A 22,426-nucleotide genomic window follows, 5' to 3' on the forward strand; every position below is an offset into this window, starting at 1 on the left:
TTGTATTTTTCCCGGTGACTTCTGTATCCCGCCCCATCGAACCTCTAACCTGCCGACATCAAATTTTGACTCGGCCGGGGAGGCCAGCATGAAAAAGATTCTTCTGCTCAATGGTGGTAAACAGTTCGCTCACTCTGATGGCCGCCTCAACACGACCTTGCACGAAGCGGCCATCGCCCACCTGGACCGCGCCGGTTTCGATGTAAAGCAGACGTTCATCGACGGTGGCTACGACGTGCAGGCCGAGGTCGAGAAGTTTCTCTGGGCCGATGTGATCATCTACCAGATGCCGGGCTGGTGGATGGGCGCGCCGTGGACGGTGAAGAAGTACATCGATGAAGTGTTCACCGCAGGCCATGGCAGCCTCTACGCCAACGATGGCCGCACCCGCTCGGATCACACGCAGAAGTACGGCAGCGGTGGCCTGGTGCACGGCAAGCAATACATGCTGTCGCTGACCTGGAACGCGCCGCAGCAGGCCTTCGATGACCCGAGCGATTTCTTCGAAGGCAAAGGCGTGGATGCGGTGTATTTCCCGTTCCACAAGGCCAACCAGTTCCTTGGGATGACCGGCCTGCCGACTTTCCTGGCAACGGATGTGATGAAGCGCCCGGATGTGCCGGCGGCGCTGGCAGCTTATGAGGCCCATCTGGACAAGGTGTTCGGCAAGGCAGCGTGATGGGTTGCCTGTACTGGCCTCTTCGCGGGCTGGCCCGCTCCCACGGGTGAGGTGGGAGCAGCCCACTTGGCCTGGACATGCGATTATCTGATCCTTGCACAGACCCATCACAGGCCCGAATGTGAAAACCCGATCCGAAGAACTCCAGGTGTTCGTCGCCGTCATCGACTGCGGCTCGATCTCCGCCGCTGCCGAGCAGATGGGCCAGACCCCGTCCGCCGTCAGCCGCACGTTGTCGCGCCTGGAGGGCAAGCTGGGCACCACTCTGGTCAATCGCACCACCCGGCGTATGGACCTCACCGAGGAAGGGCGTTTTTTCCTCGACCGCGCGCGGTTGATCCTGCAGCAGATGGACGACATGGAAGAGCGCCTGTCGATGAACCGCCAGACCCCTACCGGGCGTCTGCGCATCAACGCTGCCGCCCCTTTCATGCTGCATGCCATCGTGCCGTGGATCGGCGAGTTCCGCCGCCAGTACCCGGGCATAGAGCTGGAGCTGAATACCGACGACCTGATCATCGACCTGCTGGAGCACAGCACCGATGTGGCGATTCGCATCGGCGAACTGGCCGACTCCAGCCTGCATGCACGCAATCTCGGCTGCAGCCCGGTGCAGGTGCTGGCAAGCCCCGCCTACCTGGCGCAGCATGGGACGCCCCAGCGTGTCGAGGACCTGGCCAACCACTGCCTGCTTGGCTTCAGCCAGCCCGACTCGCTCAACCAGTGGCCACTGCGCCATGCCCAGGGTGACCGCTTCGGCATCCGCCCCGCGTTGCTGGCTTCCAGCGGCGAGACCCTGCGCCAGCTGGCGCTGGCCGGGGAGGGCATCGTCAGCCTGTCGCATTTCATGACCCACGAAGACATTCGCAGCGGGCGCTTGCAGGTGCTGTTGGGTGAAGCCAACAACGGTTACCGGCAACCGATTCACGCGGTGTACTACCGCAACACGCAGCTGGCCCTGCGTATTCAGTGCTTTCTGGATTTCATCCAGCGCAAGCTGGCCATGTACGCCTGCTGATTTGCCTGAACGCGACAAAGCCTGCCCACGGGCGGCGAAACGCCCTGCGGTTGATTGCACAGTCCAGGCGCATCGGTCTTACTGACTGCTCGACAAAAACAACACCAAGGAAGTGTCATGCGTATTGTCCCGTTTCAGTACCTGGCTCTCGCAACCGCGATCCTGAGCTGTTCCTCGGTTTACGCTGCGGATCTGGAAGGCGGTGCAGTGGCTGCCCCCGATCAATATGGTGCACAGGTCGCCGCCGATATCCTGAAAAAGGGCGGCAACGCAGTCGATGCCGCCGTGGCCACGGCCTTCACCCTGGCGGTGACCTACCCCGAGGCCGGCAATATCGGCGGCGGCGGTTTCATGACCCTGTTCGTCGACGGCAAGCCGTATTTCCTCGACTACCGCGAAGTGGCGCCCAAGGCCGCCACGCGCAACATGTACCTGGACGACAAGGGTGAGGTCATCGAGAACCTCAGCCTGGTCGGGGTGCGCGCCGCTGGCGTACCCGGCACGGTAATGGGCTTGTGGGAGGCGCATCGCAAGTTTGGCAAGCTGCCCTGGAGCGAGCTGCTGACCCCGGCCATCGGCTATGCGAAAAATGGCTTCAAGGTCGCGGAAAAGCAGTACCAGTACCGCAACGATGCACAGGGCATGTTCAAGACTGCGACCAACTTCAACGATTACTTCGGCAACATGAAGGTTGGCGAGCTGTTCAGGCAGCCCGAACTGGCCCAGACCCTGGAGCGTATCGCCGCCAAAGGCGTCAGCGAGTTCTACCAGGGCAAGACTGCCGATTTGCTGGTGGCGCAGATGCAGGCCGACAAGGGCCTGATCACCAAGCAAGACCTGCAGGATTACAAGGCCGTATGGCGTGAGCCGATGGCCGTCAGCTGGCGTGGCAACGTGGTGTATACCGCGCCACCACCCAGCTCCGGCGGTGTAGCCCTGGCTCAGTTGCTGGGCATCAAGGAAGACCGCGCGGCGGACTTCAAGGGGGTGGCGCACAACTCGGCGCAGTACATCCACCTGCTGGCCGAGATCGAGAAGCGCGTGTTCGCCGACCGCGCCGACTATCTCGGTGACCCGGCCTTTACCCAAGTGCCGGTGGATAAACTGGTGGCCAAGGACTACCTGGCCAAGCGCGCTGCGCAGGTCAACCCGAAAGCCATTTCCGACACTGACAAGGTCAAGCCCGGGCTGGAACCGCACCAGACCACGCACTTTTCCATCGTCGACAAGCACGGCAACGCTGTCAGCAACACCTACACCCTCAACCTCGACTACGGCAGCGGCGTGGTGGTGAAAGGGGCGGGTTTCCTGCTGAACGACGAGATGGACGATTTCAGCGCCAAGCCGGGGGCGGCCAATGCCTTTGGCGTAGTCGGCGGTGATGCCAACGCGATCGAGCCGGGCAAGCGCATGCTGTCATCAATGAGCCCCAGCCTGATGACCCGTGACGGCAAGGTCGAGCTGGTGATCGGCACCCCGGGTGGTTCGCGGATCTTTACCTCGATCTTCCAGGTGATGAACAACCTGTATGACTACGGCATGCCATTGGACAAGGCGGTGGCGGCGCAGCGTGTACACCATCAGTTGCTGCCCAAGGACACCATCTACTTCGACAGCTATGCACCGTTGACCGGGCCTGTGGCTGACGGCCTGAAGAAGATGGGGTATGTGCTGGAAGACCAGGGCTGGGAGATGGGGGATATCCAGGCGATCCGGGTGGAAGGGGCAAAGCTGGAGACTGCCTCTGATCCACGGGGGCGTGGGGTGGGCATGATCGTCAAATAGGCTGTCTCCTGTGTTGGCCAGATCGCCGGCAAGTCCGCTCCCACAGGGATCGCATCAGGGCTGACAGGTGTTTGCCACAAGATATGCAGTGCCTGTTAGAGCGAGCGCCGCCCGCGCGGCGCATCGCGAGCTGCGCTCGCTCCTACGTTTGTTTCGGGCCAGTAACCCCTGTGCCAGGTGCGCGCGACCGCCTTGTTTGTACGGCGCGGTATTGAGGCATGCGCCAAAGCGTTCGCGCGCAAATCCCACAGGCATAATTGGCCTGAAACAAACGTAGGAGCGAGCGCAGCTCGCGATGCGCCGCGCGGGCGGCGCTCGATCTCACAGGCGCTAAAGATGCTGCGGCTACCCTTGCCAGAAACCATAGAATCTCCCACAGGTACGGCGCTGTTTCTGATCCTGCACCGTTGTTGTGGCAGCCTGGCTTGCCGGCGCTGGGCCGCTCAGCGGCCCCCGGGCTTGCAGTCAGACGCGGAACTGGCTGACCAGCGTCTGCAACTGCCCACCCAGGCGCGCCAGTTCGACGCTGGACGCTGCCGTTTCATTGCTGGCCGCCGCCGTCTGCTCAGACACATCGCGCACATTGAGGATGCTGCGGCTGATCTCCTCGGCCACCGCACTCTGCTGCTCTGCGGCCGCGGCAATCTGCTGGTTCATCGACTGAATGCCCGACACCGTGCTGGTAATGCTCTCCAGCGAGGCCCCGGCCTTGCGCGCCAGTTCCACGCTGCTGTCGGTCAGGGTGCGGCTGCCTTGCATGGCGCTGGCCACTTGCTGGGTACCCTGCTGCAGGCCAGCAATGAGCTCTTCGATTTCTTCGGTGGACTTTTGCGTACGCTGCGCCAGGCCGCGGACTTCATCGGCCACCACGGCGAAGCCGCGCCCGGCTTCACCCGCCCGCGCCGCCTCGATCGCCGCGTTCAGCGCCAGCAGGTTGGTCTGTTCTGCCACCGACTTGATCACGTCCATCACGCTGCCGATTTTCTGGCTTTCCTGTTGCAGCAGGCTCATGGCTTCAGTGGAGCGGTGCATGTCCTGGGCCAGGCGCTCGATCTGGCCGATCGCTTCACCGACCACACGGTCGCCGGCGCGGGCTTGCTCGTCGGCACCGGTGGCGGCGTGCGAAGCCTGTTCGGCATTGCGCGCCACTTCTTGCACGGTGGCGGCCATTTCGTGCATGGCGGTGGCCACCTGGTCGGTTTCGACCTTCTGGCTATTGGCCCCGGCACTGGTCTGTTCGGTCACTGCCGACAGTTCTTCGGCAGCGCTGGCGATCTGGGTCACGCCGTCGCGGATGCCGCTGATCAGCTCGCGCAAGGTGGTACCCATGCGCGCGATGCCTTGCTGCAGCACGCCCAATTCGTCGCGGCGGGTAACGCGCAGTTGCTGGGTCAGGTCGCCACTGGCGATCTTTTCCACCGCCAGCAGCGTTTCGCGCAACGGGCGGGTGATCTGCCGGGTGATCAACACCGCCCCCAGCACGCCGACCAGCAACGCCAGCAGCGTGGCGATGGCCTGCAGGCTGCGGGCCTGGCTGCTTTCGACATCGCGACGCTGCAGCTGGATCTGGTACAGCGCATCGCTGCGCTTGACGATATCGGCACCCTGTACGGTCATTTCCGCACGCGCGGTGGTGATGCTGGCGACCGCATCGCGGAACTGGCGTACGGCATCACGGTAGGCCCGTACCGCGCTTTCCAGTTGCTGCAGGCGTGTGCTTTCACCCGGCATCTGGCCTTTGAGGTTGTCGACATTGGCCAGTGCCGCATCCAGCTGGCGCAGGGCGGCCTGCTCGTTGCTGGCACTGTTGTCGGCAATGTAGCCGCGCACGTCGATGCGCACCTGCAGCAACTGCTGGCGCGCCTGGCTGATCAGTTGGTACTGGGCCAGGCGCACGCTGTCGGCTTCCGGGCGGGCCATGACTTCCTGACTGAGCAGGTCCATGGCCTGGTCGGCGCCGGCGGCCGAGCTGTCCATGGTGCTACGCGCTGCGCGCGTGGCGTCGTAGCCTTGGCGCATCTTGTTCAGCGATAGCTTGTAGGCGCTGATGGTTTCCCCCAGCTCACCCAGCAGCTTGACGTTCTCGGGGCTTTTGAAGGTACTGGCCAGGTAGGCCTGCTGCTTGCTGAAGGCGTTCAGCTTGGCCTGGGTGTTGGCGGCCGCGGCATCGTCGCCATTGGCGATCATGTACTGCAGGCGGGCCACGCGCAGGTCGGTCAGGTCTTTGTTCAACTGGCCGATGTCGCTCATCCAGTTGCTACGGTCGATCAGGCTGCCCAGGCTGGTCCAGCCAGTCAGGGCCAGCAGGCCGGTGAGGACAAGCACTAGGCCGAAGCCCAGGCCGAGTTTGAGGTTGACGCTGATGTTGGCAAACCAGCTGTTCATGCACGCACTCCAGAAATAGTTTTCGCTCTTTTGATGTTCGATCGCCAGGCGTTATTGTTCTGGATGCCCGCTGATTCATGCAGGGGTTATCGGCAATGCTGCGGGAAGCTGAAACGCTTTTTCAGCAAAAAAAAGCGTGCGGGTTTTTGTAGGCGCGGCCTTGCCGGTGCGCCGGACCGGTGGGAAAGGGCCGCGAAGCGGCCGCAGGGTTCCAGCGCTGACGCAGCAGCCTGTTGGCGAGGTGTCAGAGGCTACGGGCACTGAAGGTATCGCAGCGGTCCACTTCACCTTCGGCAAACCCTGTCTTGAACCAGCGCACGCGCTGGGCCGAGGTGCCATGGGTAAAGGAGTCCGGCACCACACGGCCGCGCCCTTGCTGTTGCAGCCGGTCATCGCCAATGGCGTTGGCGGCGTTCAGCGCCTCCTCTACATCGCCCGGCTCCAGCCAGTTCAAGCGCTTCTGTGCCTGGTAGGCCCAGACACCCGCCAGGCAGTCCGCCTGCAGTTCCTGGCGTACCAGCAACCCATTGTCGCCCTCCATGCGCTGGCCACTGCGGCGGGCGGCGTCGACCTTGGCCGAAACCCCCAGCAAGGTCTGTACGTGGTGGCCAATTTCGTGGGCGATGACGTAGGCCTGGGCAAAGTCGCCGGCCGCGGCGAAACGGGTTTCCATTTCGCGGAAGAACGACATGTCCAGGTACACGCGCTGGTCGGCCGGGCAATAGAACGGCCCCACGGCCGCAGAGGCAGCGCCGCAGGCCGAATTGACCTGGCCACTGAACAGCACCAGCTTGGGGTCGCGGTACTGTTTGCCTGCTTCGGCAAACAATGCCTTCCAAGTGTCCTCGGTATCGCCCAGGATCGAGGCCACGAACTGGGCCTGCTCATCGCTGGCCGGTGGCGCCTTGGCGCCAGCACCGCTTGGCGCGGTCTGGGTCTGCTGCTGCTCCACCTGGCCGGCCAACTGGCCGAGGATCTGCAGCGGGTCCTGCCCGGTCAACCAGCCGATGCCGACGATCAGCAGGATCGCCCCCAAGCCCAGGCCCTTGCCGCCGCCAAAGCGCATGCCGCCCCCACCGCCACCTTCGCCCCGGGCATCGACTACGTTGTCGCTGCGTCGGCCTTTTCGCCATTCCATGAGTGCTCTCCCGAGCGTGAAACAAGAAGTAAAAGATTAGTTCACGACAGCAGCGGGTGTCAGGTCCAGGTGGTCATGCATAACCAAATGGATATGTTTGACGTGCCTCATTTCAATATTCACCGCGCGCGACATGCCGGAAACTGTATGTAGGAGCGGGCTTGCCCGCGAAGGGTTCAATAAGCCCGCCTGTGCATCTCCATAATTCCAAGAGAGGAAACCGGCATGCCCGCCCAGGACAACAGCCGCTTCGTGATCCGTGATCGCAACTGGCACCCCAAAGCCCTCACCCCCGACTACAAGACCTCCGTCGCCCGCTCGCCGCGCCAGGCGCTGGTCAGCATTCCGCAGTCGATCAGCGAAACCACCGGCCCGGATTTTTCCCACCTGGGCTTCGGTGCCCATGACCATGACCTGCTGCTGAATTTCAACAACGGTGGCCTGCCGATCGGTGAGCGCATCATCGTTGCCGGCCGCGTTGTCGACCAGTACGGCAAGCCTGTGGCCAATACCCTGGTGGAAATGTGGCAAGCCAACGCCGGTGGCCGCTACCGCCACAAGAACGACCGCTACCTGGCACCGCTGGACCCCAACTTCGGCGGTGTCGGCCGCTGCCTGACCGACCGTGACGGCTACTACAGCTTCCGCACCATCAAGCCGGGCCCGTACCCGTGGCGCAACGGCCCGAACGACTGGCGCCCGGCGCACATCCACTTCGCCATCAGCGGTCCGTCGATCGCCACCAAGCTGATCACCCAGCTGTACTTCGAAGGCGACCCGCTGATCCCGATGTGCCCGATCGTCAAGTCGATCGCCAACCCGCAAGCTGTGCAGCAGTTGATTGCCAAGCTCGACATGAGCAACGCCAACCCGATGGACTGCCTGGCCTACCGCTTCGACATCGTGCTGCGCGGCCAGCGCAAGACCCACTTCGAAAACTGCTGAGGACCCCGCCATGCCAATCGAACTGCTGCCGGAAACCCCTTCGCAGACTGCCGGCCCCTACGTGCACATCGGCCTGGCCCTGGAAGCGGCCGGCAACCCTACCCGTGACCAGGAAATCTGGAACCGCCTGGCCAAGCCCGACGCCCCGGGTGAGCACATTCAGCTGATCGGCCATGTCTACGACGGCAACGGCCACCTGGTGCGCGACTCGTTCCTGGAAGTGTGGCAAGCCGACGCTAACGGCGAGTACCAGGATGCCTACAACCTGGAAAACGCGTTCAACAGCTTCGGCCGCACCGCCACCACCTTCGACGCCGGTGAGTGGACGCTGTACACGGTCAAGCCCGGCGTGGTGAACAATGCCGCTGGCGTACCGATGGCGCCGCACATCAACATCAGCCTGTTTGCCCGTGGCATCAACATCCACCTGCACACGCGCCTGTATTTCGATGATGAAGCGCCGCTCAATGCCAAGTGCCCGGTGCTCAACCTGATCGAGCAGCCGCAGCGGCGCGAGACGCTGATTGCCAAGCGTTGTGAAGTGGACGGGAAAACGGCGTATCGCTTTGATATCCGTATTCAGGGCGAAGGCGAGACGGTGTTCTTCGACTTTTGATGTAGACGTCGGGGCCGCCAAGCGGCCCCGATGCCTCAGCCTGCAACGGGTTTGAGGTCGAACGTACCGGCCTGATGTTGAAACAGCAGGCAATCGGCAGCCGCCGTGCAGCCACTTTCATGTATCAACCCGGCCGGCAGATTGTAATAGGCGCCTGCCGGATACTCGATGCGCTTGCCGTCGATCACCGCATAGAAGGTCCCCTTCAGGACGACCGTTGGCAGTGCCTGGCTGTGCTGGTGCAGGCCGTTGTCGGTGCCTTTGCTGAATTTCACATAGGCCGAGTAGGGCCCCTTGCCGAAGATATCGCCTTCAACGTTGGCGAAGCTGACAGCGCCATTGGTATTGGGCACGGCCTGCCAGTTCAAGGCCGTGTGGTCGGTAACTGAAACGAGTGGTTGTGCCGCGTTGGCGCCGACTGCCAAGGTGCCGAGTGCCAACGCTGCGATGAATGCCTGCACTGCTTTCATGCTGGAGTACCTTTGTTGAGTGATGATCAACAAAAGGCTAACTCACCGTTCAGGGCACAAATACGGGCAGAACCAGCCATGACTTGTGTCAATCGCGCACAAATCAATATTCCCACCTCGCTTGTGAATAGTACGCCTGTACGTAATCCAGCAATGCTCGCACCTTGGGCGGCAGGTAGCGGTTCTGTGGATAAACCGCGTAAAGCGTGCGCGCTGGCAGTTTCCAGCCTTCCAGCACCGGTACCAGCCGCCCGTTCAGCAGGGCATCGTGGACGATGAAGCGGTCGAAGCTGGCGATGCCGAGGGCGCCTATGGCGGCAGCGCGCAGGGCCATCGGCGAATTCGCACTCAGGCGTCGGGGCATGAGGATGTCGCGCTGTTCGCCTTGGTTGTTGGTCAGTTGCAGGCGCTGTGGGTGCGGTAGCTGGCTATAGCCGAGCAGGGGGTGGCCAGTGAGTTCGTCGGGCGTAGCCGGTGTGCCGTGTCGCTGCAGATAACCCGGGGCTGCTACCAGCAACACTTCGCTGCCCGTCAGCCGGCGCGCCACCAGGCTGGAGTTCGGTAACTGGTCGGTGACCCGCAAGCACACATCAATTTCCGCCTCGAGAAGGTCGACGAAGCGGTCGCTGCAGTGCAGCTCGATCTGCAACAGGGGATGGCGCTCGACGAAATCCGGTAGCCAGCGACCCAGCTCCAGTTCACCAAAGGCTGTGGCCACGCCCAGGCGCAAGGTGCCGGTGGGCTGTTGCTGATGCTCCGACAACTCCAGGCTCATCGCCTGCATCTGTTCGAGAATCTGCACGCAATGGCGATAGAACAATGTGCCGGCTTCGGTGAGGTGCAAGCGGCGCGTGGTTCGGGTGAGCAATTGCGCGCCGAGGTGGCGTTCAAGCTGCTTTACCTGGCGTGACAGGACGGTATGCGAGACCCCCGCCTGACTGGCAGCGGCGCTGAAACTGCCGAGATCGACCACCCGGCGGAAAGACTGCATGGCACTGAACTGGTCCATCGGCATCACTCTCCTGGCAAGCTGCGCTGGGGCCAGCCAGGCCCCAGTGCAGCGCGGATCAGCGCCGGACCAGCAGCACGCCGCTTTCCATATGGTGCGTGTACGGGAATTGATCGAACAGCGCGCAGCGTTCGATACGGTGGGTATCTTGCAACTGAGCGATGTTCTGCGCCAGCGTTTCCGGGTTGCACGAGATGTACAGGATCCGCTCGAAACGCCGGGTCAACTCGCAGGTATCCGGGTCCATACCCGCACGCGGCGGGTCGACGAACACCGTACCGAAGTCATAGGCTTTCAGGTCAATGCCTTCCAGCCGGCGGAACGGCCGCACCTCGTTCAGCGCCTGGGTCAGCTCTTCAGCCGACAAGCGCACCAGCCGCACGTTATCCACAGCGTTTTCGTCGAGGTTGCTCAACGCGGCATTGACCGACGTCTTGCTGATCTCGGTGGCCAGCACCTGGCGCACGCGGGTGGCCAGTGGCAGGGTGAAATTGCCGTTGCCGCAATACAGCTCCAGCAGGTCGTCCTCACGCTCGCCCATTGCCTCGAACGCCCAGCTCAGCATCTTCTGGTTCACGGCACCGTTAGGCTGGGTGAACGCGCCTTCTGGCTGGCGATAGCTGAACACACGGCCAGCCACATCGAGTTTTTCCACCGCGTAGTCGCGGCCGATCACCAGGCGCTTGCCTTTGGAGCGGCCAATCACGCTCACGCCCAGCGCCTCGGACAGCTGCCGTGCAGCCACTTCCCAGGCCTCATCCAGCGGGCGGTGGTAGCACAGGGTAATCATGGCGTCGCCAGCCAGGGTGGTAAGGAACTCCACCTGGAACAGGCGGTTGCCCAGCGCTTCGCTGGCCTGCCAGGCTGCCTTCAGGCGCGGCATCAGTTCGTTGATGTGCAGGCTGGCAATCGGGAAGTCGTCGATCAGGATCGCCTTGTGCTTCTCGCCCGGGGCGAACATGGCGTAGTGGCGCTGGCCATCCTCGCGCCACAGGCGGAACTCGGCGCGCAGGCGGTAGTGCTCGCGTGGCGAGTCGAAAACAGCCGGCTCTGGTGCGCCGAACGGTGCCAGCAGCTCGCGCAGCCGGGCGACCTTGGCGTCCAGCTGGGTGGCGTAGGAGGAGGGGTCGAAAGCAGCACTCATGCGTTGAACCAGCCCAGCTTGATGACGAACAGGATGGAAAGGATCACCAGCGCCGGGTTCAGGTCGCGGTAGCGGCCGGAAATCAGCTTGACTGCAGTCCAGGCGATGAAGCCGAAGGCAATACCGTTGGCGATCGAGTAGGTCAGCGGCATGGCCAGGGCAGTCACCACCACCGGTGCGGCTTCGGTCACGTCGTCCCAGTTTATCTCCGCCAGGCCCGAGGCCATCAGCACCGCCACGAACAGCAGCGCCGGGGCCGTGGCGAAGGCCGGCACGCTGCCGGCCAACGGTGCGAAGAACAGCGCCAGCAGGAACAGTACGGCGACCACGATGGCCGTCAGGCCGGTACGGCCACCGGCGCTGACGCCGGCAGCGGATTCGATGTAGCTGGTGGTGGTCGAGGTGCCCAGCAGCGAACCGGCCATGGCCGCGGTGCTGTCAGCGATCAGCGCACGGCCCATTTTCGGCATGTGGCCGTCCTTGCCCATCAGCCCGGCGCGCTTGGCCACGCCGATCAGGGTGCCGGAGTTGTCGAACAGATCGACGAACAGGAAGGCGAAGATCACGCTTACCAGGCCCACATCCAGCGCGCCGGCGATATCCAGCTGCAGGAAGGTCGGGGCCAGCGATGGCGGCATGGAGACGATGCCGCCGAACGGCGTCACGCCCATCACGATCGCCGCGACGGTCACCGCCAGGATGCCGATCAGCACGGCGCCGCGCACTTTCAGTGCTTCCAGGCCGACAATCAGGAAGAAGCCCAGTGTGGCGAGAATCGGGGCCGGTTGCTTGAGGTCACCCAAGCCAACCAGGGTTGCCGGGTTATCGACGACGATGCCGGCATTATGCAGGGCGATCAGTGCCAGGAACAGGCCGATACCGGCGGCAATCGCCGAGCGCAGCGGCAGTGGGATGCTGTTCACGATCCATTCACGGATACGGAAGATCGACAGCAGGAAGAACATCACCGCCGACAGGAACACTGCACCCAGTGCCACCTGCCAGGTGTGGGCCATGTGCAGCACCACGGTATAGGTGAAGAACGCGTTCAGGCCCATGCCCGGGGCCAGGGCGATCGGGTAGTTGGCGATCAGGCCCATGGTGGTGGAGCCGATGGCGGCTGCCAGGCAGGTGGCGACAAAGATCGCCCCCTTGTCCATGCCGGTCTCGCCGAGGATGCTCGGGTTGACGAACAGGATGTAGGCCATGGCCAGGAAGGTGGTGACGCCCGCAAGAATCTCGGTGCGCACGTTGGTGTTGTGTGCTTTTAGTTGAAACAGCCTTTCCAGCATTCCCGCTCCCAAGGCGCCCGGCGCCACGAATATATCGACCCCAACAGCAAAGCACAGACCGTACCGCTTGCCGTGGTTTTGTGTGGGGCGGAAAAAAGCCGCGCATCATACCAGCATGCTCGGCGGTGGCCTATGGCCGTTGGGGAATGGGTTCGCTGTAGCCTGTATTGGCCCTGTGGCCGGCAACCCATCAACCGCTGTGCAACCGATCCCGCTTGGCCAGTGTAGGGAACAGTTTTATCCATACCCCGGTCACCAGCAACGTGCCCACCCCACCCATCACCACTGCCGGCACTGTGCCAAACCAGTGCGCCGTCACCCCCGACTCGAACTCGCCGAGCTGATTTGAGGCACCAATGAACAGCCCGTTCACCGCGCTCACCCGCCCGCGCATCTCATCGGGCGTTTCCAGTTGCACGAACGAACTGCGGATGACCATGCTGATCATGTCTGCCGCGCCCAGTACCACCAGCACCGCCAGCGAAAACCAGAACGAGGTGGACAGGCCGAAGGCAATGGTGGCCACGCCAAAAATACCCACTGCGGTGAACATGGTCCGCCCGACATTGCGCTCGAATGGAAAACGCGCGAGCCACAGCGACATCAGCAATGCCCCCACCGCTGGCGCCGAGCGCAACAGGCCCAGGCCCAGTGGGCCAGTGAGCAGGATGTCCTTGGCGAACACCGGCAGCAGCGCCGTGGCACCGCCCAGCAGCACAGCGAACAGGTCCAGCGAAATGGCCCCAAGAATGTCCGGGCGGCTACGAATGAAGCGGATCCCTGCCAGCAGCGACTCGATGCTCGCACGCCCACGCTGGGTAACCTGGCCGCGTGCCTGCAGGCTCAGGGTCAGGATGCAGGCGATGGCGTACAGGGCCACCGTCGGGCCATACACCCAGATGCTGCCAAATGCGTACAGAAAACCGCCCACCGCCGGGGCGACGATGGTCGCCGACTGGGTGGCCGAGGCCGAAGCGGCCACCGCCCGTGGGAACAGCCCTGGCGGTACCACGTTGGGTAGCAGCGCCTGGGTGGCTGGCATTTCGAACGAGCGCGTGGCGCCCAGCAGGAAGGCCAGGGCAAAAATCAGTTCCCGGGTAACGTTGTCGGTGGCGCTGCCCACGGCCAGCGCCAGGGCAATCAGCCCCTGCAGGCTCTGGCACAGCGCTGCGACCTTGCGCCTGTCATAGCGGTCGGCGACATGCCCGGTGTGCAGCATGAACAGCACCCGAGGGGCGAATTCGACCAGGCCTACCAGGCCCAGGTCCAGAACATTGCCGGTCAATTGGTAGAGGTGCCAGCCAATGGCCACGGTGAGCATCTGGAAGCCACTGGCGGTGAATACACGGGCCAGCCAGAAGGCCAGAAACGGGCGGTGCTGGCGCAACAACTGCGGTGCGGAATCGGACATCGGAACCCTGGAGCCTCGGCGCAGTGGAGGGGGGCGCAGCGTATCATCTGTTTGTAACAAACAGTTACTGTTTGCCCGGGTCAGCACTTTTTCGCGCGTCATGAAAGCCGGTGGGGCAACCGGTCACGCGGCAATCCACCGCACGGCCCAACCGTGCATTCAGGACTATGCTTCCTAGCAGTCGTTGATCTGGATCAATCGTTCCAGAACTAACGAATGGGCCCAGTGGGCCGGAATCCCTGCGATCGAACAGAACAATTCCAACGCGCCGTACTCGACCCAGTGGGGGCAGTGGGCGACGGTGCCACGAGCCCGTCCGCCGGATTATCTGAAGAGGAAGCACCATGTTCGGAATAGAAGCCTTAGAGCTCGCCCGAATGCAGTTCGCCTTTACCGTGTCGTTCCACATCCTGTTCCCAGCCATTACCATTGGCCTGGCCAGCTACCTGGCGGTGCTCGAAGGCCTGTGGTTGCGCACCCACAACCAGGTCTACCGCGACCTCTACCATTTCTGGTCGAAGATCTTCGCGGTGAACTTCGGCATGGGGGTGGTCTCGGGGTTGGTCATGGCTTACCAGTTCGGTACCAACTGGAGCCGCTTCTCCGACTTCGCCGGCGCGGTTACCGGCCCACTGCTCACCTACGAGGTGCTCACCGCCTTCTTCCTCGAAGCCGGTTTCCTCGGGGTCATGCTGTTCGGCTGGAATCGTGTGGGCAGAGGGCTGCACTTCTTCTCCACGCTGATGGTGGCACTGGGTACGCTGGTGTCCACGTTCTGGATCCTGGCCTCCAACAGCTGGATGCAAACCCCGCAAGGCCACGAGATCATCGATGGCCGGGTAGTGCCGGTAGACTGGCTGGCCGTGGTGTTCAACCCCTCGTTCCCGTACCGCCTGATGCACATGGCCACGGCCGCGTTCGTGTCTACTGCGTTCTTCGTCGGCGCCTCGGCGGCCTGGCACCTGCTGCGCGGGCGGGACAACCCGGCGGTGCGCAAGATGCTGTCGATGGCCATGTGGATGGCACTGATCGTCGCCCCGATCCAGGCGGTGATCGGCGACTTCCACGGCCTCAACACGCTCAAGCACCAACCGGTGAAGATCGCCGCGATCGAAGGCCACTGGGAGAACGTGCCCGGTGAGCCGACGCCGCTGATCCTTTTCGGCATTCCCGACATGCAGGCCGAAACCACCCGCTTCAAGCTTGAGATCCCGGCGCTTGGCAGCCTGATCCTGACCCACAGCCTGGACAAGCAGGTGCCGGCGATGAAGGACTTCCCGCCAGAAGACCGGCCCAACTCGACCATCGTGTTCTGGTCGTTCCGCATCATGGTCGGCCTGGGCCTGCTGATGATCTTCGTTGGCCTGTGGAGCCTCTGGCTACGCAAGCGGGGCACGCTGTACACCTCGCGGCCGTTCCTGCACATGGCAGTGTGGATGGGGCCCTCCGGGCTGGTGGCGCTGCTGGCCGGCTGGTTCACCACTGAAATTGGCCGCCAGCCCTGGGTGGTTTACGGCCTGCTGCGCACCGCAGACGGGGTGTCCAACCACAGCTATGCGCAGCTTGGCTTTACCCTGGTGGCGTTCGTGGTGGTGTATTTCGCCCTGTTCGGCACCGGCCTTGGCTACATGCTGCGCCTGGTGCGCAAGGGCCCGCAGACCGGTGAGGGTGATGAAATCAACCCAGGTGGCCCCGGCACCAAACGCACCCCGGCGCGGCCGCTGTCCGCCGCCGATGATGGCCACGAGGCCAACACCGCCAGCCTGAACAAGGGGAACTGAGCCATGGGTATCGACCTTCCGCTGATCTGGGCGGTGATCATCATCTTCGGCGTGATGATGTACGTAGTGATGGATGGTTTCGACCTGGGCATCGGCATGCTTTTCCCGTTCGTAAAGGGCGAGCATGACCGTGATGTGATGATGAACACCGTCGCCCCGGTGTGGGACGGCAACGAAACCTGGCTGGTGCTCGGGGGGGCCGGGCTGTTCGGGGCCTTCCCGATGGCCTACTCGGTAGTGCTCGAAGCGTTGTACTTGCCATTGATCCTGATGCTGATCGGCTTGATCTTCCGGGGGGTGGCCTTTGAATTCCGCTTCAAGGCCACCGCCCGCAAGCGGCACATCTGGGACAAGGCATTCATCTGGGGTTCGCTGATCGCCACCTTCTTCCAGGGTGTGGCGCTGGGCGCGTTCCTGGAAGGGTTCAAGGTGGTCGACCGGCATTTTGCCGGGGGCACCCTCGACTGGTTTACCCCGTTCAGCCTGTTCTGCGGGGTGGGGCTGATCGTGGCCTACACGCTGCTGGGTTGCACCTGGTTGATCATGAAAACCGAAGGGCCGCTGCAGCAGAAAATGCACGAAATCGCCCGGCCCTTGGCGCTGGTGCTGCTGGTGGTGATCGGTATCGTCAGCCTGTGGACGCCGATTGCCTACCCGCAGATCGCCGACCGCTGGTTCAGCATGCCTAACCTGCTGTGGTTCATGCCGGTGCCGTTGCTGGTGCTGGTAACGTTCTATGGCTTGCTCAAGGCCGTGGCCCGCAACGCGCACTACACGCCGTTCCTGCTCACGCTGGTGCTGATATTCCTTGGCTACAGCGGCTTGGGCATCAGCCTGTGGCCGAACATCATCCCGCCGTCGATCTCGATCTGGGATGCCGCAGCGCCAGCACAAAGCCAGGGCTTCATGCTGGTTGGCACCCTGTTCATCCTGCCGTTCATCCTCGGGTATACCTTCTGGAGCTACTACGTGTTCCGCGGCAAGGTGACCCATGACGACGGCTACCACTAGGAGGCCCGCATGATGACTGGCAAGCATGGCCTGGAAGAAAAGAAACCGCTGTGGCAGCGGCTGGGTTGGCTGGTGCTGATCTGGGCGTTGAGCGTGGCCGCACTGGGTGTGGCGGCCTGGGTGATGCGCTTGTTCATGGGGGCTGCTGGCCTGACCACCCATTGAGGTAAGCCTGCTTTGGCCCTATCGCCGGCAAGCCAGCTCCCACAGGGATTGCATCAGGGCTGACAGGTGTTTGCCACAAGGTATGCAGCGCCTGTTAGAGCGAGCGCCGCCCGCGCGGCGCATCGCGAGCTGCGCTCGCTCCTACGTTTGTTTCGGGCCAATTATTCCTGTGGGATTTGCGCGCGAACGCCTTGGCGCATGCCTCAAAATCGCGTCGTACGAACAAGGCGGCCGCGCGCATCTGGCACAGGGGTTACTGGCCCGAAACAAACGTAGGAGCGAGCGCAGCTCGCGATGCGCCGCGCGGGCGGCGCTCGATCTCACAGGCGCTGAAGATGCTGCGGCTACCCTTGCCAGAAACCATAGAATCTCCCACAGGGTCGCATCTGCCTCGAGCCTTGTGCAGTCCTGTGGGAGCCGGCTTGCCGGCGATAGGGCCGGTACAGGCTTACTTGCGCGCTTTGAGGATTACAAACTTGGGCGTAGCCGCTACCTGCTCCACCCCACGGAACAACCGCGCCAGCTTGCTGTGATAGCCCAGGTGGCGGTTGCCCACGATGTACAGGGCCCCGCCCACCACCAACGCTTCGCGTGCCTGCTGGAACATGCGCCAGGCAAGAAAATCGCCAACCACCTGTTGCTGGTGGAACGGCGGGTTGCAGAGCACCACATCCAGCGACTGTTTCTCGACCCCGGCCAAGCCGTCGGCTGCTTCGAAGGTGGCCGGCCGCTCACCCAAGGCGGCGCGCCAGTTCTCCCGTGCCGATTGCACCGCCATGTACGACTCGTCTACCAAGGTGTACTCGGCATCCGGGTTGGCGAGGGCACTGGCAATGGCCAGCACCCCGTTGCCACAGCCCAGGTCTGCTACCCGCGCGCGGCCGAGGTCGCGTGGCAGGTGCGGCAGGAACGCCCGGGTGCCGATATCCAGGCCTTCACGGCAGAACACGTTGGCATGGTTGAGCAATTCCAGCGCCGGCGTGTCCAGGCGGTAACGGCTAGGGTAGGGCGAGCGGGCCAGGGGGCGCTCTGCCAGCGTCGCGGTGAGCAGGCGGGCCTTCTTTTGCGCCAGCGAAGCCTGCACCGGGCCGATGTATTTCTCCAACAGGTCACCGGCCGCGCGTGGCAAGTGCTTGACCATTGCCCCGGCAATCACCTGCGCAGTGGGGGCCAGCTGCCCCTGCAGGCGAATCAGTTGCTCTTCGAGCAGGGCCAGGGTTTTAGGCACGCGCAGCAGCACCCGGTCGAACGGGCCCTGCCAGTGCTCGCTGGCTGGCACGAACGGCACGCTGTCGAACGGCAGGCCATTGCGCGCCAGGTTCTTTTCCAGGGCCATGTGCGCCAGGTGGGAGTCGCCGCTGCTGGTCACCTGCACCTTGCCAGCCAGGTTGGCGGCCACGGCCCCGAAGCTGTCGTTGAGCACCAGCACCCGGCAGTTGGCGTCAGGTGCCTGCGCGTGCAACTGCGCGAGCAGGTATTCGTCAGCGGCATCGAAAGCCTGCAAAGGGTCGTTGGCCTGTTCGGGCTGGCGGATCAGGTCGAGTTCGGCGTAAGGGGTGGTCAACAGGGGCATGGCGTCTGGCTCGGGTATGAAACTGCCCGTTGCGGTTCGCCCCGGGCTTTGCCAGGCGATTCTACAGGGCTTTGCCCCGGGTCGCAGGTCTGAAGGTCAGATCCAGCCGCGCAACGCGGCAATGGCGATGGCGCCAGCCTTGTTGGCGGCATTGGTCTTGGTGATCACGCTGCGGATATGGAAATTCACCGTGCTTTGCGACAACGACAGAATGCAGGCAACGTCGGCAGCGGTCTTACCAGCGGCGGACCATTTCAGCACTTCCAGCTCACGCGCGCTCATCTTCGGTTGTGGCGGGCATAACGCGTTCAGGTGGTGTTCGCCGAGCACGGCATGCAGCGTGTGGCACAGCCACTGCACACTGCCGGCCTTCTCGTAGAGTTCGGTGATGTCGATGCTGCCCGCCGGGCGGGCCACGCTGATCTGGCTCTCGTTGTGTTGCAGGTCGTGCAGCGACTGCGTCCAACCGTGACGCAGGCCATGTTGGCAGGCTGCTTCGCGAAAGTGCGGGGCCTCATGATAGAGCTCGTCGGTCCACAGCACCGGCAGGGTCGACTGGTGGCTGAGGTGGGCGGCGCAGTCCTGCTTGTAGAAGTCGTCGCGCTGATAGCGACTGATCCATTCATCGGGATAGTTGCTGTACAGGTAGAGCCTGGGCGTCTGCGTCGCGATCTGAATGCGCAGGTTCAGCGCCAGGTACTGCATCGCCAGGTCCTGCGCCAGATGCACTGCGATGTTGAACAGCTTCTTTGGGCTGCGCTCGCTGACGAACGCATCAAGATATTCAAGTTTCCAGTGAAGCATCTGAAACACTCCTTGGGGCGCGGGATCCAATCCGTTTGAGAATCAGGACTAGTGTAGGAAAAGACCTACCGTTGTGTTGGGATTTTTTGCTATAGCCAACCGCATTCTCTGCGACTTTCATACCGGCACCCGGCGTGAGGCCCTACAAAGCGGTGGTTTTTATCCCGAGCACTTTAGGCGACACTGTGCACACGCCAACCCTGGAGCCCGATATGACCGCTAGCGCCGAAAAGTTCACCCGCCAGACCCTGCTCGATGTTCAGCCGCTGACGCCGAACCTCTTCAGCCTGCGGGTTACGCGCGATGCCGGGTTCCGATTTCGTTCCGGCCAGTTCGCCCGCCTGGGCGTGACCAAGGCCGATGGCAGCGTGGTATGGCGCGCCTATTCCATGGTCAGTGCGCCCCATGACGAGCACCTGGATTTCTTCTCCATCGTGGTGCCGGGCGGCGAGTTCACCAGTGAGCTGAGCCGCCTGGGGGCAGGCGATACCTTGCTGATAGACCGCCAGGCGTTTGGCTTCCTCACCCTCGACCGGTTCGTCGGCGGCCGCGACCTGTGGCTGCTGGCTACCGGTACCGGCATTGCGCCGTTCATGTCGATCCTGCAGGACTTCGAGGCCTGGGAGCGGTTCGACAGCATCAAACTGGTGTATTCGGTGCGCGAGGCCAGAGAGCTGGCTTATGTGGATGAAATTGCCGGGCTGGAACAGCGCGATTATCTGGCCGAGTTTGCTGGCAAGTTGCAGTTCATTCCGGTGGTGACCCGCGAGCAGCACCCTGGCGCGCTGAACCAGCGCATTACCACGCTGATCGAGAACGGTGAGTTGGAGAAGGCGGCGGGGCTGGAACTGTCCCCCGAGCATTCGCGGGTGATGCTGTGCGGCAACCCGGAGATGATCGACGAGACACGCAAGGTGCTCAAGGCACGCGACCTGCAGTTGAGCCTGAGCAAGCGGCCCGGCCAGGTGGCGGTCGAGAATTACTGGTAAGGCGCTGGGCCTGGGCACCGGCGCTGCCGGTGCCGGCGAGCAGGAGCGGGCTGCAAGGCAGCCCGGCAACCTCAAGGCAGGCGGTTCTGATTCTGCGTCTTGAGCAAATCGCGAATCTCGGTCAGCAGGGTTTCCTGGGGGGTAGGCACTGGCGGGGCAGTCGGTGCCACGGCCTCTTCACGCTTGAGCCGGTTGATGGCCTTCACGCCCATGAAAATGGCGAAGGCCACGATCAGGAAGTCGATCACGGTCTGGATGAACTTGCCATAGGCCAGCACCACCGCCGGTACGTCACCTTGAGCGGCTTTCAGGGTGATGGCCAGATCGCTGAAATCCACACCACCAATCAACAGGCCCAGCGGAGGCATGATCACGTCGCCGACGAAGGACGAGACGATCTTGCCGAAGGCTGCGCCGATGATGATACCAACCGCCATGTCGACGACGTTGCCTTTGACCGCGAAGGCCTTGAACTCATTGAGCATGCCCATGTTTAGATCCTTGTAACAAAAGGTGAGGTAAACGCAGTGTAAGCCACTTGAACGCTTCATGCGTTGTGTTCAGGGCAACTGACTGCGGTTAGAACGAATAGTTTTGTCGCATCCCGAAGCGCTCGAGGCACGTGCGGCTCGGCTATCATGGCGATTTTTCCAGGAGACCCCAACCCATGGCCAAGGCCAAGCGCATGTATGGCTGCACCGAGTGCGGCGCGACCTTCCCCAAATGGGCCGGCCAGTGTGGTGAATGCGGGGCCTGGAACACCCTGGTCGAAACCATGATCGAAAGCGGCGGTGCCGCTGCGCCCAGCAGTGGCCGCGCCGGTTGGACCGGGCAGCAGGCACAGATCAAGACCCTGGCCGAAGTCAGCGTCGAGGAGATCCCCCGTTTCACCACCAGCAGCACCGAGCTCGACCGTGTGTTGGGTGGCGGCCTGGTGGACGGCTCGGTGGTGCTGATTGGTGGCGACCCCGGCATCGGCAAGTCGACCATCCTGTTGCAGACCCTGTGCAACATCGCCGTGGGCTTGCCGGCACTGTATGTCACTGGCGAGGAATCGCAGCAACAGGTGGCCATGCGCTCGCGCCGCCTGGGCCTGCCCCAGGACAAGCTCAAGGTCATGACCGAAACCTGCATCGAGACGATCATTGCCACGGCACGTGTCGAAAAACCGCGGGTAATGGTGATCGACTCCATCCAGACCATCTTCACCGAGCAGTTGCAGTCAGCCCCTGGTGGCGTTGCCCAGGTGCGTGAAAGCACGGCGTTGCTGGTGCGTTATGCCAAGCAGAGCGGCACGGCCATCTTCCTGGTCGGCCATGTCACCAAGGAGGGCTCGCTGGCCGGCCCGCGGGTGCTGGAGCACATGGTCGATACCGTGTTGTATTTCGAGGGCGAGTCCGACGGCCGCCTGCGCTTGCTGCGGGCGGTGAAGAACCGCTTCGGCGCCGTCAACGAGCTGGGCGTGTTCGGCATGACCGACCGCGGCTTGAAGGAGGTCTCCAACCCGTCTGCGATCTTCCTCAACCGTACCCAGGAGGAAGTGCCGGGCAGCGTGGTGATGGCCACCTGGGAAGGCACCCGGCCCATGCTGGTCGAGGTGCAGGCGCTGGTGGACGACAGCCACCTGGCCAACCCGCGCCGGGTCACCCTGGGCCTGGACCAGAACCGCCTGGCCATGCTGCTGGCGGTACTGCACCGCCACGGCGGTATACCCACCCACGACCAGGACGTGTTCCTCAATGTGGTGGGCGGGGTCAAGGTGCTGGAAACCGCTTCGGACCTGGCGCTGCTGGCGGCGGTGATGTCCAGCCTGCGCAATCGGCCACTGGCCCATGGCCTGCTGGTGTTCGGCGAGATCGGCTTGTCGGGCGAGGTACGCCCGGTGCCAAGCGGGCAGGAGCGCTTGAAGGAAGCGGCCAAGCACGGCTTCAAGCGGGCGATCGTGCCCAAGGGCAATGCGCCGAAGGAGCCGCCAGCGGGGCTGCAGGTCATTGCCGTGACCCGGCTGGAGCAGGCACTGGATGCATTGTTCGAGTAATTCGTAGCCTGTACTGGCCCTATCGCCGGCAAGCCAGCTCCCACAAGGATCGCCTTAGGGCTGACAGGTGTTTGCCACAAGGTATGGCAGCGCCTGTTAGAGCGAGCGCCGCCCGCGCGGCGCAATCGCGAGCTGCGCTCGCTCCTACGTTTGTTTCGGGCCAATTATTCCTG

At 63.1% G+C, this 22,426-nt stretch carries 20 protein-coding genes; 10 read left to right on the forward strand and 10 right to left on the reverse strand.

Annotation, left to right across the window (positions count from 1 at the left end; genetic code table 11):
* The first annotated feature begins 88 nt into the window (after positions 1 to 88).
* The 3 genes from DMX12_RS25310 to ggt all read left to right on the forward strand — a co-directional run bounded on the left by DMX12_RS25310 (position 89) and on the right by ggt (position 3,482).
* Positions 89 to 679 carry an NAD(P)H-dependent oxidoreductase gene (locus tag DMX12_RS25310; protein ID WP_110679775.1) on the forward strand — a complete coding sequence of 197 codons (591 nt, stop codon included), beginning with the start codon at positions 89 to 91 and terminating at the stop codon, positions 677 to 679.
* A gap of 121 nt (positions 680 to 800) precedes the next feature.
* On the forward strand, positions 801 to 1,697 hold the full coding sequence (locus DMX12_RS25315) for a LysR family transcriptional regulator (RefSeq protein ID WP_029887177.1): 897 nt from the start codon (positions 801 to 803) through the stop codon (positions 1,695 to 1,697).
* A 117-nt stretch (positions 1,698 to 1,814) separates the two neighbouring features.
* Complete coding sequence (gene ggt / locus DMX12_RS25320; protein ID WP_110679776.1) at positions 1,815 to 3,482, forward strand: gamma-glutamyltransferase; 1,668 nt, start codon at positions 1,815 to 1,817, stop codon at positions 3,480 to 3,482.
* A 465-nt stretch (positions 3,483 to 3,947) separates the two neighbouring features.
* On the opposite strand, the gene DMX12_RS25325 is transcribed toward ggt, so the two are convergent.
* Together DMX12_RS25325 and DMX12_RS25330 are read right to left on the reverse strand one after the other, a co-directional pair.
* A complete protein-coding gene (locus DMX12_RS25325; RefSeq protein ID WP_054882058.1) occupies positions 3,948 to 5,867 on the reverse strand; it encodes a methyl-accepting chemotaxis protein in 1,920 nt (639 codons plus the stop codon).
* A gap of 244 nt (positions 5,868 to 6,111) precedes the next feature.
* Positions 6,112 to 7,005: a neutral zinc metallopeptidase gene (locus DMX12_RS25330; protein WP_110679777.1), complete on the reverse strand. Its 894-nt coding sequence runs from the start codon at positions 7,003 to 7,005 to the stop codon at positions 6,112 to 6,114.
* A gap of 225 nt (positions 7,006 to 7,230) precedes the next feature.
* Here DMX12_RS25330 and pcaH point away from each other — a divergent pair, with 225 nt between their 5' ends.
* Entirely contained in the window at positions 7,231 to 7,950 is a 720-nt protein-coding gene (gene pcaH / locus DMX12_RS25335; protein WP_110679778.1) for a protocatechuate 3,4-dioxygenase subunit beta, read from the forward strand.
* 10 nt (positions 7,951 to 7,960) lie between these two features.
* Complete coding sequence (gene pcaG, locus DMX12_RS25340; protein ID WP_009682256.1) at positions 7,961 to 8,566, forward strand: protocatechuate 3,4-dioxygenase subunit alpha; 606 nt, start codon at positions 7,961 to 7,963, stop codon at positions 8,564 to 8,566.
* A gap of 35 nt (positions 8,567 to 8,601) precedes the next feature.
* Here pcaG and DMX12_RS25345 read toward each other — a convergent pair whose 3' ends face one another.
* The 5 genes from DMX12_RS25345 to DMX12_RS25365 form a co-directional block, all read right to left on the reverse strand.
* Entirely contained in the window at positions 8,602 to 9,036 is a 435-nt protein-coding gene (locus DMX12_RS25345; RefSeq protein WP_110679779.1) for a cupin domain-containing protein, read from the reverse strand.
* Positions 9,037 to 9,139: 103 nt separating this feature from the next.
* Positions 9,140 to 10,045 (reverse strand): LysR family transcriptional regulator, encoded by a 906-nt coding sequence (locus DMX12_RS25350; RefSeq protein ID WP_110679780.1) that lies wholly within the window; start codon positions 10,043 to 10,045, stop codon positions 9,140 to 9,142.
* Positions 10,046 to 10,103: 58 nt separating this feature from the next.
* Entirely contained in the window at positions 10,104 to 11,189 is a 1,086-nt protein-coding gene (trmA, locus tag DMX12_RS25355; protein ID WP_110679781.1) for a tRNA (uridine(54)-C5)-methyltransferase TrmA, read from the reverse strand.
* Complete coding sequence (locus tag DMX12_RS25360) at positions 11,186 to 12,481, reverse strand: NCS2 family permease (RefSeq protein WP_110679782.1); 1,296 nt, start codon at positions 12,479 to 12,481, stop codon at positions 11,186 to 11,188. Before DMX12_RS25360 ends, trmA begins: the two co-directional genes overlap by 4 nt.
* Positions 12,482 to 12,671: 190 nt before the next feature.
* Positions 12,672 to 13,892: an MFS transporter gene (locus DMX12_RS25365; protein WP_054912342.1), complete on the reverse strand. Its 1,221-nt coding sequence runs from the start codon at positions 13,890 to 13,892 to the stop codon at positions 12,672 to 12,674.
* Between the two features lie 344 nt (positions 13,893 to 14,236).
* On the opposite strand from DMX12_RS25365, the gene DMX12_RS25370 reads away from it, so the two are divergent.
* The 3 genes from DMX12_RS25370 to DMX12_RS25380 are packed head-to-tail and all read left to right on the forward strand — an operon-like array spanning position 14,237 to position 16,849.
* Positions 14,237 to 15,673, forward strand: a complete 1,437-nt coding sequence (locus tag DMX12_RS25370; protein ID WP_009682262.1) for a cytochrome ubiquinol oxidase subunit I — start codon at positions 14,237 to 14,239, stop codon at positions 15,671 to 15,673.
* 3 nt (positions 15,674 to 15,676) lie between these two features.
* Positions 15,677 to 16,684 (forward strand): cytochrome d ubiquinol oxidase subunit II, encoded by a 1,008-nt coding sequence (gene cydB / locus DMX12_RS25375; protein ID WP_110679783.1) that lies wholly within the window; start codon positions 15,677 to 15,679, stop codon positions 16,682 to 16,684.
* A gap of 9 nt (positions 16,685 to 16,693) precedes the next feature.
* A complete protein-coding gene (locus DMX12_RS25380) occupies positions 16,694 to 16,849 on the forward strand; it encodes a DUF2474 domain-containing protein (RefSeq protein WP_009682264.1) in 156 nt (51 codons plus the stop codon).
* A 448-nt stretch (positions 16,850 to 17,297) separates the two neighbouring features.
* On the opposite strand, the gene DMX12_RS25385 is transcribed toward DMX12_RS25380, so the two are convergent.
* Positions 17,298 to 18,422 (reverse strand): methyltransferase, encoded by a 1,125-nt coding sequence (locus DMX12_RS25385; protein ID WP_110679784.1) that lies wholly within the window; start codon positions 18,420 to 18,422, stop codon positions 17,298 to 17,300.
* 96 nt (positions 18,423 to 18,518) lie between these two features.
* Positions 18,519 to 19,226 (reverse strand): autoinducer binding domain-containing protein, encoded by a 708-nt coding sequence (locus DMX12_RS25390; protein ID WP_110679785.1) that lies wholly within the window; start codon positions 19,224 to 19,226, stop codon positions 18,519 to 18,521.
* A gap of 212 nt (positions 19,227 to 19,438) precedes the next feature.
* Between DMX12_RS25390 and DMX12_RS25395 the strand changes: the two genes are divergently transcribed.
* On the forward strand, positions 19,439 to 20,215 hold the full coding sequence (locus tag DMX12_RS25395; RefSeq protein ID WP_110679786.1) for a ferredoxin--NADP reductase: 777 nt from the start codon (positions 19,439 to 19,441) through the stop codon (positions 20,213 to 20,215).
* A 71-nt stretch (positions 20,216 to 20,286) separates the two neighbouring features.
* Here the strand turns inward: DMX12_RS25395 and mscL are convergent, their stop codons facing one another.
* Positions 20,287 to 20,706: a large-conductance mechanosensitive channel protein MscL gene (gene mscL, locus DMX12_RS25400; protein WP_029888025.1), complete on the reverse strand. Its 420-nt coding sequence runs from the start codon at positions 20,704 to 20,706 to the stop codon at positions 20,287 to 20,289.
* Between the two features lie 176 nt (positions 20,707 to 20,882).
* Between mscL and radA the strand changes: the two genes are divergently transcribed.
* The gene (gene radA, locus DMX12_RS25405; protein WP_110679787.1) at positions 20,883 to 22,253 is read left to right on the forward strand and encodes a DNA repair protein RadA; all 1,371 of its coding nucleotides are present in this window, start codon (positions 20,883 to 20,885) and stop codon (positions 22,251 to 22,253) included.
* Positions 22,254 to 22,426: the final 173 nt, after the last annotated feature.

Source organism: Pseudomonas sp. MB-090624 (genome assembly GCF_003205245.1).
GTDB lineage: Bacteria > Pseudomonadota > Gammaproteobacteria > Pseudomonadales > Pseudomonadaceae > Aquipseudomonas > Aquipseudomonas juntendi.